This window comes from Neisseria sp. P0021.S005 (assembly GCF_051956955.1).
This window is the reverse complement of record NZ_JBQCWY010000062.1, coordinates 1-11,607: the sequence shown is the minus strand read 5'-3', so window position 1 is coordinate 11,607 and position 11,607 is coordinate 1. Positions and strand designations below refer to the sequence as shown.

11 protein-coding genes and 1 riboswitch are annotated in these 11,607 nt (G+C 47.8%); of the genes, 8 read left to right on the top strand and 3 right to left on the bottom strand.

Features of this window, described 5'->3' with window-relative positions; all coding sequences use genetic code 11:
• Positions 1-968 (top strand): L,D-transpeptidase (locus tag ACTHUE_RS05795; protein ID WP_440402845.1); only part of this gene is annotated, 968 nt, incomplete at its 5' end.
• 95 nt (positions 969-1,063) lie between these two features.
• Here the strand turns inward: ACTHUE_RS05795 and queC are convergent.
• Positions 1,064-1,723 (bottom strand): 7-cyano-7-deazaguanine synthase QueC, encoded by a 660-nt coding sequence (gene queC / locus ACTHUE_RS05790; protein ID WP_004519606.1) that lies wholly within the window; start codon positions 1,721-1,723, stop codon positions 1,064-1,066.
• A gap of 3 nt (positions 1,724-1,726) precedes the next feature.
• Positions 1,727-1,772: riboswitch (PreQ1 riboswitch) on the bottom strand.
• A gap of 71 nt (positions 1,773-1,843) precedes the next feature.
• Here queC and ACTHUE_RS05785 point away from each other — a divergent pair.
• Positions 1,844-2,443 (top strand): CDP-alcohol phosphatidyltransferase family protein, encoded by a 600-nt coding sequence (locus tag ACTHUE_RS05785; RefSeq protein WP_039862085.1) that lies wholly within the window; start codon positions 1,844-1,846, stop codon positions 2,441-2,443.
• A gap of 51 nt (positions 2,444-2,494) precedes the next feature.
• On the opposite strand, the gene ACTHUE_RS05780 is transcribed toward ACTHUE_RS05785, so the two are convergent.
• Entirely contained in the window at positions 2,495-4,141 is a 1,647-nt protein-coding gene (locus ACTHUE_RS05780; protein ID WP_224783392.1) for a Pycsar system effector family protein, read from the bottom strand.
• Between the two features lie 382 nt (positions 4,142-4,523).
• Positions 4,524-4,808, bottom strand: a complete 285-nt coding sequence (locus ACTHUE_RS05775) for a PepSY domain-containing protein (RefSeq protein WP_004519602.1) — start codon at positions 4,806-4,808, stop codon at positions 4,524-4,526.
• A gap of 438 nt (positions 4,809-5,246) precedes the next feature.
• Here ACTHUE_RS05775 and ACTHUE_RS05770 point away from each other — a divergent pair, with 438 nt between their 5' ends.
• From ACTHUE_RS05770 to ACTHUE_RS05745, 6 genes are all read left to right on the top strand, one after another.
• Positions 5,247-6,989, top strand: a complete 1,743-nt coding sequence (locus tag ACTHUE_RS05770) for a bifunctional alpha/beta hydrolase/class I SAM-dependent methyltransferase (RefSeq protein WP_039862081.1) — start codon at positions 5,247-5,249, stop codon at positions 6,987-6,989.
• A gap of 65 nt (positions 6,990-7,054) precedes the next feature.
• Positions 7,055-8,341, top strand: a complete 1,287-nt coding sequence (locus ACTHUE_RS05765; RefSeq protein ID WP_224783390.1) for a dual specificity protein phosphatase family protein — start codon at positions 7,055-7,057, stop codon at positions 8,339-8,341.
• A 2-nt stretch (positions 8,342-8,343) separates the two neighbouring features.
• On the top strand, positions 8,344-8,718 hold the full coding sequence (locus tag ACTHUE_RS05760) for a hypothetical protein (protein WP_039862080.1): 375 nt from the start codon (positions 8,344-8,346) through the stop codon (positions 8,716-8,718).
• 63 nt (positions 8,719-8,781) lie between these two features.
• Entirely contained in the window at positions 8,782-9,489 is a 708-nt protein-coding gene (locus ACTHUE_RS05755) for a lysophospholipid acyltransferase family protein (protein ID WP_101755874.1), read from the top strand.
• Complete coding sequence (locus ACTHUE_RS05750) at positions 9,486-10,475, top strand: phosphatidate cytidylyltransferase (RefSeq protein ID WP_004519594.1); 990 nt, start codon at positions 9,486-9,488, stop codon at positions 10,473-10,475. The genes ACTHUE_RS05755 and ACTHUE_RS05750 overlap by 4 nt, the downstream gene beginning before the upstream one ends.
• A 109-nt stretch (positions 10,476-10,584) precedes the next feature.
• Entirely contained in the window at positions 10,585-11,205 is a 621-nt protein-coding gene (locus tag ACTHUE_RS05745) for a DUF2238 domain-containing protein (RefSeq protein WP_004519593.1), read from the top strand.
• Positions 11,206-11,607: the final 402 nt, after the last annotated feature.

Sequence of the window (11,607 nt, the reverse complement as noted above, 5' to 3'; positions counted from 1 at the left end):
GACAACACGTCGTTATCAATATTACGCAACAGCGTTTGTTCCTCTACGACAACGGTAAACTGAGCAAAATTTATCCTGTTGCCGTCGGCAAAGCCATGACCCAAACCAATCTGGGCGAACATAAAATCGGTGCAAAAGCCTACAACCCGGTTTGGCACATCCCTAAATCTATCCAAAAAGAACGCAATGACGGCGTTAAAAGCGTACCGGCCGGCCCAAATAACCCGCTGGGCCCGGTATTTGTCCGCCTTGGCGACCCTAAATTAAGCCTTGGCATTCACGGCACCAATGCCCCTGCCAGCGTACCCGGCGTCCGCAGCCATGGTTGCGTGCGCATGAAATCGCCTGATGCATTAGAATTCGCCAAAACCATCGCAACAGGTTCTCCTGCCTCCGTTATCTACCAAATGGCGAGCCTGAACGAAGATGCCAACCAAAACTTGTGGCTGGCTGCCTATCGTGACCCATACGACAAGAAAAACCTTGATACGGCTGCCCTGAAAAAAAGCATTGCCGCTTGGGCAAAAGCGCACGGTAAAACCATTCCAGCCGCGCGTGTGGATGCAATCCTGAAAGGACGCACCGGAGCGGCAAACTGTCTGACCTGCGCCAAAGGCGTGAAACTCAAATCGCCTTTGAAATCTTTGGCATGGACCAGCGGCACGGATGCTTACAGCAAACCTAAAGTCATGCCGAAACAGGCTCCTGCTAAAGATGTGGTATTGCCTCAAGGTACTGAAATCGAAGTCGATGCTACCGACGATGCAAACAAGGCAGCATCCGAACCGAAACAAAGCGTTCGTCCGACTCCGGTGAAACCGGCAAAACCTGCTGCCAAACCGGCAACCACTCCGGCCGACGCTCCTGCTTCTGCAACTAAAGCCGCTTCCGAACCGGCTACTGCCCCAGCCTCTGCTCCTGTGAAAGATGCTCCGGCAAGCAGCGAGCCGGCAGATTTGCTGTTCTAAGCAGAACAAAATACATAGCCAAAGGCCGTCTGAAATGAATTTTTCAGACGGCCTTTTCGTACAACTGGCTATTGGAAATATATGCCCCTCTTGATTCAGACGGCCTTTTTACTTTTCAAATACTCCGACAAACCACGCTCGCGCAAAATACAGCTCGGACATTCATGACAACCACCGACCACGCCGTTATAACAGGTATGCGTATGCTCGCGAATATAATCCAACACACCCATTTCATCCGCCAATGCCCAAGTTTGCGCTTTGGTTAAATACATCAAGGGCGTGTGGATTTGAAAAGCGTAATCCATGGCCAGATTCAATGTGACATTCATCGACTTGACGAACACATCGCGACAGTCGGGATAACCCGAAAAATCGGTTTCGCACACGCCGGCAATGATATGGCGTATTCCCTGCCCTTTGGCGTAAATGGCGGCATACAGCAAAAACAAAGCATTGCGTCCATCTACAAATGTATTGGGCAGGCCGTCTGAAGCTGTTTCAATAGATACCGTATCATCCATCAAGGCGTTATGCGTAATCTGTTGCATCAGGCTCAAATCGAGTACCGTCTGCTTCACGCCCAAATCTTGGGCAATCCAACGCGCGCGCTCCAATTCGATGGCGTGGCGTTGCCCATATTGAAAAGTGATGGCCTGCACATTTTCACGGCCATAGGTTTGAATTGCCTGAATCAGGCAGGTCGTTGAATCCTGCCCGCCCGAAAAAATAACGAGGGCTTGCTGTTTTTCCATTGTAAATTCCTAGTTTTGTTAACGCGGGAGGTTTGCGAACCGCGTGATTCGAAGATTGACGGATTATAACGGATTTCGTCTATAATCACGGCACTTCGTTTTCTTTTATTCTGCATAATGATGAGTATCTACGCCCTGAAACCAAAATTCCAAAACCTGTTGCGCCCCATCGTTAAGAGACTGTATCAAAAAGGCATTACTGCCAATCAGGTAACCCTGTTTGCCTGCGCCGTTTCCATTTTGCTCGGTTTGCTTTTAGCATTGTTTGCAGGTGTATCCACATTATTCTGGCTTTTGCCGATCTGGTTGTTTGTCCGCATGGCACTGAATGCGATGGACGGTATGCTGGCACGGGAGTTCGGTCAACAATCGGCATTGGGTGGCTATTTGAATGAAATCACCGATATTGTCGCCGATGCTGCTTTGTATCTGCCTTTTGCCTTCATCGCGCCCTTCGGCGGCGTACAAATTGCCCTGTTTATTTGGCTGGCGGCAATGACTGAGTTTTGCGGCGTTTTGGGACAAGTTCATGGCAACAGCCGGCGTTATGACGGGCCATTCGGCAAAAGCGACCGTGCATTCTTTATCGGTGCATTGGCAGTATGGTATGCAATCGCCGGCAGCTTCCATCCGACTTTCTATATCCTTATGTGGCTGGCCTGCGCGGCATTGGTTTATACCTGCTACAAACGTGTCATCAATGGCTTGAAGGCCGTCTGAAACCATAAACTATCGGTTTCAGACGGCCTTTTATCCGTCAGCGAAGATCACTTACTGTTTACCCAGTTGACTGTAATCTACCAACATATACTTGGCAGTAATTTTCTGCGAAGCATTACCTTCGTCACCCATTAGAATCATTTGAGGCTTGCCGTTAACGGTAATCGAATCAACAGCTTCAACGTTGGTGATGTGTTGCAGATTAGGCAGAGAGATTTTTTGCTGTTCATCGGTCGGGTTACCGCTCCAAGTCCACAGTTGTGAAAATTTCTGTCCATTCTCATCCTTCACTTCATTGGCAATCACGTAGGTTTTCAACACAGGATCATAGTTGAGGGAACGGATACCGCCGCCATCAATATCAATCACCGCCACTTCATCAAATTCAGGTTTGGCATTGCGCTCAAACACATCTTTCGGATTGCTGATAAATGCGACCAAAGCCATATTGTTGAACTCAGGATCACGGAAGCCCAAAACAAGACGTTTTTTCACCGGATCAAACGCCATGCCCTCAATATTGATTTCTTCAAAAGAAACTTCTGCCTTGGTTCGCTCACGAATCAAATCATGCAGCTTGTGATCGGTTTCCAAAACCTGCGTCAAATTGTCGTAACTGGTCAGCCCCAACACATTGCCGTCTTGGATTTTAAAGCGCATCAGATGTTCGCGGTCGGGTGAGCGGTTGCCTTTACGGGTGCGCGAATGTGAAGTCAGCGCGTAGATAAAGCCTTCATCATCGCGCGCCAAAGCCTCCAAGTCGCTGAGACGGCGTTTGAAACCGGTAATCACGCGCGTATCCAATGCCTCGTCTTCCACAAACCTGCCCGTTTTATCAATGCTGATGATACTGAATGCATGGTTGGGTTCGTCTTCCGCAATCAGCAAATTACCGTCCGGAAGCTGTTGTACGGCGGAAGGCTCGTACACACCGTTAAACATATTGATTCCCAGCGAACGCAGCTCTGCCGCATTGTTGGCCGGCGGTATCAGCAATGACGGCAATGTTTTCACGCCGATAAACGCCACCAGTGAAGCCAGCAAGCCCCAGCGGAATACCGCGTAAGACAAATTGATGTATTTGAACTGTTTGTCCGCCAACAAACCAAGCCAATAAAGATGGTCGCTCATCTTTTCATAGATTTGTTTACGGTCGCCCATAATCTCCTGCATCATTTCCCAATATTGATCTTTTTGCAGTTTCACACGGTCTTCATAAATCAAAATATTAGGTTGGCTGCCGCCAAAAAAGCGCGTTTCGGTACTACTGAGGCGGGTTTTCAAGTCCCGCAGCTTAGAACGGCCGCGGATAAAATCCTTAAACCATGTCCGCGCCGCCTGCATTTTGCCGATACGTTCCGGCGAAGCAGAAAGCAACGCAAACACGATAGATGCGGCGGCAGTAATCATAAACGTACTGGCCGGAATCAAAAATTCGGGCGACGATGAAAAAATAAACGCGCCCGAAATCATCAGAGCAGACACGATAAAACCATTCAGCGAAATCATAATATTCGCTTTGGTTGCCGCCAGCGCCAACAATTCCATCTCCGAGCGTACGGCGTTGCGGAACATGGTTTCCACGCCCTTATTCGTACCCAACAAATCAGGCGCATTCAAATCTTCGGCTTTATTTTTTTTCTTTTTTGCCTTGTCTTTTTTGCGTTTGGCTTTCTTTTCACTTTTTTCAGACGGCATCTCAGGATGTTCAACTGCTTCCTGACCTTCTACCTCCTCCTGAACTTCTACCGTTTCAGCCGCAACCTCAACTTCGTTTTCAACAGTATTGTTTCGATTGCGATCCCAAAAATCAACGTCCTGTTGGGAATCGGCAGATACGCCGTCGTTTAAAGATTTGTCTTGGTCGCCCATCTGCTTCGGCCGACCATTTTCCTTCCAATCATTCAAATCCATATCATGACTCCCAACATCAAACACTTTGAATTAAATGGAAAATAAAAAGCATATTTAGTTCATTTATTTTAGGTAATTTACATGTAGCTTACATTCTTTAAATACCTAAATAGCAAACTGCCGCAGAACCCCAAAGTCCTGCGACAACCCGCTTTGCATCAAAATATTAATAGTCGATGCGTTCTTTAATAATTTTCAAATCAGGATAAGACAAAACAATGTCGTACTCACGACCATCTTTAAAAGCCTCGATATCCAACACAGGCTGACCTCGACGGCTATCGGCTTCAACATCGTGAACTTGATAGCCGCGTTGTTCCAAAATTTTTACGGCTTTAGCACGATTTTGCTCGAAGTTTTTGTCGCTGTAGATTTTGTGTTCGATATAATCACTGGCACCGGCAGTAGCGGCAGACAAAGCAACGATGGCGGTCAATAAAAATTTTTTCATGTTTGATTTCCTTTTTAAATGTGTATTCGGGTTTCGATGGATGTATTAAAACATGACAAAATTAGCAGTTAATTAGTGCTTGGTTAAACGCAGTAAAGGCCGTCTGAAAACTATTCAGACGGCCTAAGCGATTCCCCTTCAGAAGAAATAAGAGAAAAAATTTGGCAACAATATGATAACGATAAGTCCCGTCTGACTGTGTTTCGTAAATTAATTGCAAAACAAAGAGTTTATGATGATATGTCGGTAGTAGTTTGTAAGGTTATCCACCCCCTATCTAACCCTTTTCACAATCACTGTCATCAGTTTTAAGTGAAATTTGAAACCATCTTTTACCATTTCTCTCCATCATTGCATTCGTCCGTCTATCGGATAGTCATTGCATTTATTCGATATGTCATGATACTGTTCAAAAAATATGAATATTAGGAGTTTCTCATGTCCGAACAGCAAAAATTCTTTTCTACCCAAGACGGTACTTCGCTTTTCTACCGCTATCGCCCTGCTGCTGATGGTTCTTCCGACAAAGCCATTGTGCTGTTCCATCGCGGGCATGAGCACTCCGGCCGGATGATGTTTGTGGCAGATGAGCTAGGTTTTGATGATTTTGCCTATTTTGCTTGGGACGCGCGCGGTCATGGTTACAGCCCTGGTGAACGCGGCGATAGTCCGAGTATCGGTACTTCGGTTGCTGATGTAGATGATTTTATCCGACACATTCAAAGCGAATACGGCATCAAACCTGAAAACATCTGCGTGATTGCACAAAGTGTTGGTGCGGTATTAGTTTCTACTTGGTTGCACGATTACGCGCCGAAAATCCGTTGCGCCGTATTGGCTTCGCCTGCGTTCAAAGTCAAACTCTATGTTCCGTTTGCCCGTACCGGTTTGAAAATTATGCAAAAATGGCGTGGCAATTTCTTTGTCAACAGCTACGTCAAAGCCCACTATCTGACCCACAATGTCGAACGTCAAAAAAGCTACGACAATGATCCGCTGATTGCCCGCGCTATTTCTGTGCGCATCCTGCTGGGTTTATATGAGGCGGCCGAGCGCGTCGTTGCCGATGCACAAGCGATTACTACGCCTATACAACTGTTGATTTCAGGCAGCGATTGGGTTGTTCATCACAAACCGCAACACGATTTCTACAACCGCTTAGGCAGCCATATTAAAGAGCGCCATATCCTGCCCGGTTTCTACCACGATACGTTAGGCGAGCAAGACCGTGAAATCGCATTTGTCGAAATGCGCCGTTTTATCCGCGAGCGTTTCAATCAGCCTTTGCAACAAGTCGATCTGACTCAAGCGCACTTGTTTGGAGACAGCCGTCGCGAAGCCGACGAACTGGCTACGCCTTTGCCTGTTTGTACGCCTCGCGGCGCATTTTGGGCAACATATCGCGCCTCGCTCAAACTGGGTTCACGCTGGAGTGAAGGCTTGAGAATCGGTCAAGAAACAGGTTTTGATTCGGGTAGCACGCTGGATTATGTCTACCGCAATCAACCGCAAGGCAGCAACGCTTTCGGTGTATGGGTGGACAAATACTATCTCAACGCCATCGGCTGGCGCGGCATTCGCCAACGCAAAGTCAATATCGGCAAAGCCATTCAGACGGCCTCAGCTAAATTGCGTGAAGCAGGCAAACCTGTACACGTTTTGGATATCGCGTCCGGTCATGGCCGCTATGTATTGGATGCCCTGACTGCCGACACATTGCCTGATTCCGTACGCTTGCGCGATTACAGCCCGATTAATGTCGAAGCCGGCCGCAAACTGATTGCAGAACGCGGCTTGCAAAACACGGTAACCTTCAATGAAGTCAATGCTTACGACCGCGCCAATTATCATGATTTACAGCCGCGCCCTACCCTAGGCATCGTCTCCGGCTTGCACGAATTGTTTGCCGACAACGATTTGATTTTAAACTCGCTCTACGGCTTTGGAGAAGCCATTGAAACCGGCGGCTACCTGATTTACACCGGCCAGCCGTGGCATCCGCAACTGGAAATGATTGCCCGCGCCCTGACCAGCCACAAAGCAGGCAGCCCAAACTGGGTAATGCGCCGCCGCAGTCAGCAGGAAATGGATCAGTTGGTTGAAAAAGCCGGTTTTGAAAAAATCCATCAATGGATAGACGAAGACGGTATTTTCACCGTGAGCTTGGCAGTGAAGAAATAAAAATAAAGGCCGTCTGAACAATTTTTTAACTTTCAGACGGCCTTATTTAAACCATGTACCTATCCATGAAACCTACCCTCAAAACCTCCCTACTCAAGCTGATTTCAGTCGGTATCCTGTTCTACACCAGCTACGGCCTCTCCAACCATTACGCGGCATCGCTGGACTATGTACCTGAAATCGCTTTTGCATGGGAGAGCAATATTCCGTTTTGGGCATGGACGATTGTGCCTTATTGGTCGCTGAACCTGATGTATGCCGCGGCATTTTTTCTTTGCCGTGATACACATGAACAAAACCGATATGTAGCGCACCTTGTAGCCGCCCAACTGATTGCGACTGCTTGCTTTGTGCTGTTTCCGCTGCGTTTCGGGTGGCCTAAACCGCCTGCCGATGGACTGTCAGGCTGGCTGTTTGATTCATTGGCTGCATTTGATTTGCCGTACAACCAAGCGCCATCTTTGCATATTGCGTTGGCAATTATCGTGGGTGCATTTTATTGGACGCGCTTTCCCAAAATCCGCCTGCCTCTTTTCTTATGGCAAAGCCTGATTGCCCTGTCGGTACTGACAACTTATCAACATCATTTTATTGACGTGCCGACAGGAGCATTGCTTGGCTGGCTGGTGTTGTGGGCTTTCCCGCGTCAGATGACTTCGCCGTTAAGACTGGGCTTGAGTGATGTACGCTCAAGAAGGATTGCGTTGCTGTATTTACTTGGCGCGTGTTTGACGGCTTTGCCTGCGCTGCTGGGTGGTGTGTGGCTGTGGTTGATATGGATTAGCGTGTCTTTACTGATGGTATCCTTTGCCTATTTGACTGGAAATGCAAACATATTCCAAAAACAGGCTAACGGTAAATTATCGGTGGCAGCGACGGTTTTACTATTGCCTTATCTGGTGAGCGTACGGCTAAACATGGCGTATTGGTTACGCGGTAAAGCGAAAACGGCACCAGTCCGCAATGATGTATTAATTGGCAGCGTTTTAGGGATTTCAAACCATTTGCCTGTCGTATTGGATGTATGCGCCGAATATCCCTGCCGTAGCTATCAGGGAGCATATCGCGCTCTGCCTTTACTGGATATGGTAACGCCGTCTGAAAACGATTTGGTTCAGACGGCCTTGATATTGGAAACCTTGCGCCAAAAACACGGCAAAGCGCTGGTATGTTGCGCTTTGGGTTATGGAAGAAGTGCCGCAGTGGTGCTGACGTGGCTGCTGGTCTATGGTGGCTGCAAAAACTTGGCGCAAGCGAAGGCCGAACTCAAACAGGCTCGGCCGCAAATGGTATTATCGCCGGCCACCGCCCAAGCAGTTGAAGCTGCGGCCAACCGTTTAAAACAAGGATAATGATGGACAACGCAACCGACAGCCGTATTACTGCCCACCTGCTCTCTACCGCACATTATGTTGCCGCCTGCAATGCCTTGCTGCTCGCCTTGTCGGCAAAATATGGCGGCGCATGGTTTGCGGTGCAACTTGTCTTGGCAGCAGTTTTGCTGTACTGCCATATCCGCATTCACTTCGACCGTCGCGTGTTCCAAGACTTTGCCGACAACCGCTACTCTCCTGAAGACTTCGACCACACCTTACAGCAAAACGGTTTACGCCAAATTTCAGGCAGCCGTACGTTGACCCAACGGATAAACGGCGCACTTTCCTTATGGCGCAAAAGCTTATACCTGACCGCCGCACAATTTTTAATTTTGCTTATCCAAAGCATTTGATTATTTTGGCTAATTTACCCAAACCAGATCTAGAGCGGTATCTCACTCCCAAAGGCAGAAACAATGAAAAACTTCCTCAAAAAACAACTTGCCTGGCTAACTGACCAAGCCTTATGTCTGTCGGTCTCTTTTCTTACGGGCGTGCGCCCCAAAAGTCCGCGCGAGCTGACATTCAATCAGCACCAAAAGGTCTATTACGCCAATCACGGCAGCCATGGCGATTTTGTGCTGGTGTGGATTTCCCTGCCCCGCCGCTGGCGCTTGTCCACGCGCCCTGTCGCCGGTTCGGATTACTGGCTGACGAGCAAACTCAAACGCTTCATCATTCAAAATGTTTTCAACGCCTTACTGATTCCGCGCCATAGCGATAATCCGCAAGCGATTACCGAACAGATGAAAGATGCGCTGAACGCAGGCGACTCTTTGATTATTTTCCCTGAAGGCACGCGTAACACTGACGATAACACCATCCTGCTGCCGTTTAAGTCCGGCATTTATCATCTGGCAAAAAGCAAACCCAATACCGAATTTGTGCCGATTTGGATCGACAACATCAGCCGCGTACTGCCCAAAGGCAAAATCCTGCCTATCCCGCTTTTGTGTGAAGTCCATATCGGACAACCGCTTACCTTGCAGGAAAACGAAGACAAAGACAGCTTTTTGACACGCAGCCGTGAAGCGCTGCTGGCACTCAGGCCGTCTGAAAACGACCGCAGCGAGCTTCGCCAAAATGAACCTGAAGTTCAGCAAAACAAAGGAGGACAAGCATGAGCCTTTCTACGACTTCCCAACAAATCATTGTCGAACAAGCCGCCGCTCATCTGACTCCGCAAGCCAGCTATATTTTTGTCGGCGTGTTTGCCGTATTGTGTTTTGCCAGCATCATCGGACAATGGCTTAAGCGCAAAAACGGCGCAGATAATGCCACCATCGCCAACCTCAACGCCCGCATTTACGCATGGTGGCTGATGACGTTGGTGTTGCTGGGTGCATTTTGGTTCGGCAAAATCGGGACGGTTGTACTGTTTTTCCTGATTTCATTTGCCGCACTGCGCGAATTTATGACCCTCGTCTATCGACGCCGCAGCGACTATTACAGCATGGTGGTCTGCTTTTACCTGCTTCTGCCGGTGCAATACTATTTCGTCTATGACGGCTGGTACGGCATGTTCAGCATTTTTATTCCGGTTTACGGCTTTTTGATACTGCCGATTATTGCCAGCCTCAGCGGCCAAACGGCACACTTTTTGGAACGCGCCGCCAAAACACAATGGATGGCGATGATTTGCATCTTCTGTCTGTCTCATGTTCCGGCGCTGATGTTTCTGGACTTGGATGGCTTCGATAACGGCAACAATATCCTGTTGCTGATCTTCCTGATTGGCGTGGTGCAAGTATCGGATGTGTTGCAATACGTTTGGGGCAAACTGATTGGCGGTGCAAAAATCATGCCTTCGCTTTCTCCGTCAAAAACTATTTCCGGCACTGTCGGCGGTATTTTATCGGCCACTGCCATTGCCGCGCTGATGGCGCCGATTACGCCGTTCTCTCACGGCCAAGCAGCCATTATCGGCTTTATCGTCTGCCTGATGGGCTTCTTTGGCGGCCTGGTTATGTCTGCCATCAAACGCGATTACGGTGTCAAAGACTGGGGCAATATGATACGCGGCCACGGCGGTATGCTTGACCGTGTGGATTCGATCTGTTTTGCCGCACCCGTGTTTTTCCACATCACCCGTTATTTCTGGAACGGCTAAACTTCAGGCCGTCTGAAAGCTGTTTTTCAGACGGCCTTTAATGATCGAAACTTCCAGTCCTACCAATTCGTTATACAATACGTAACCATTGTTATTACATACACACAACATGGATAAACCCTCTCCAATCTTTCCTATTTTTCTTGCTGCAATTATCTTCGCCCTTATTGTTTGGTCAGGCATTAATCCTCATGACCGCGCAGTCTGGTACGCCGAAATTATCCCCGTAGCATCCGTATTCTTCCTTCTGGTTGCCACCTACCGCATTTTCCGCTTCAGCAACCTGGCCTACTTATTCATGAGTTTTTGGCTGATTATGCATTCCATCGGTGCATACTACACTTTTGCCGATGTGCCATTTGAATCCATCAACCGCTTTGTCGAACCGATTTTGGGCGAAAACCGCAATCATTACGACCGTATTGCCCATTACATCATCGGCTTCTACGCCTATCCAATGGCTGAATGGCTGCTGCGCCGCAAGCTGTGCAACCTGCCGTTGGCCTTATTTTTCTCCCTGTTCTTCATTATGAGCATTGCTGCCGCCTATGAAATCATTGAATGGCAATATGCCGTCATCGACGGCGGAGAGGCCGGACTGGAATTCTTAGGTTCTCAAGGCGATATTTGGGACGCGCAAAAAGACATGCTTGCCGATACTTTGGGCGCGTTAACTTCCCTGTTTATTTTTGTATTTACCCGACCCGATAAACGCTTGGGTTTCTCTTAAATATATCCCTTTAAAGCAGAAGGCCGTCTGAAACCAGATTTTCAGACGGCCTTTTTTCATTTTTCTATCGACATTATTGTAAAAATTAATAAATACGATAGTTAAAAACATAAGCCAATTTTGAAACAAAATCCGTCATCAAAATTTTTAAGCACATGAAATATATAAAAAACAACGTCTGTTAAGATTTTGTAAACAACATGCCTACGTCAACCTGAATTTTTCGATTTGATTTAAGTCAGCATATCTTGTGTCATTAATCCATAAAATATTCAGAATTCTACAAAATATTGATTAACCCGATAGAGGTTATCATCAAGACGAGGAACACAAAATGCAGAAAATTCCAGAATTGGTCTGCCCCGCCGGCAACCTGCCTGCACTGAAAACCGCTGTGGACAA

Coding starts and splice junctions, on each gene's coding strand:
- ACTHUE_RS05745 (WP_004519593.1), top strand. CDS start 10,585: ATGGATAAACCCTCTCCAATCTTTCCTATTTTTCTTGCTGCAATTATC.
- ACTHUE_RS05760 (WP_039862080.1), top strand. CDS start 8,344: ATGGACAACGCAACCGACAGCCGTATTACTGCCCACCTGCTCTCTACC.
- ACTHUE_RS05755 (WP_101755874.1), top strand. CDS start 8,782: ATGAAAAACTTCCTCAAAAAACAACTTGCCTGGCTAACTGACCAAGCC.
- ACTHUE_RS05750 (WP_004519594.1), top strand. CDS start 9,486: ATGAGCCTTTCTACGACTTCCCAACAAATCATTGTCGAACAAGCCGCC.
- ACTHUE_RS05775 (WP_004519602.1), bottom strand. CDS start 4,808: ATGAAAAAATTTTTATTGACCGCCATCGTTGCTTTGTCTGCCGCTACT.
- ACTHUE_RS05785 (WP_039862085.1), top strand. CDS start 1,844: ATGAGTATCTACGCCCTGAAACCAAAATTCCAAAACCTGTTGCGCCCC.
- ACTHUE_RS05780 (WP_224783392.1), bottom strand. CDS start 4,141: ATGCCGTCTGAAAAAAGTGAAAAGAAAGCCAAACGCAAAAAAGACAAG.
- ACTHUE_RS05770 (WP_039862081.1), top strand. CDS start 5,247: ATGTCCGAACAGCAAAAATTCTTTTCTACCCAAGACGGTACTTCGCTT.
- ACTHUE_RS05765 (WP_224783390.1), top strand. CDS start 7,055: ATGAAACCTACCCTCAAAACCTCCCTACTCAAGCTGATTTCAGTCGGT.
- queC (WP_004519606.1), bottom strand. CDS start 1,723: ATGGAAAAACAGCAAGCCCTCGTTATTTTTTCGGGCGGGCAGGATTCA.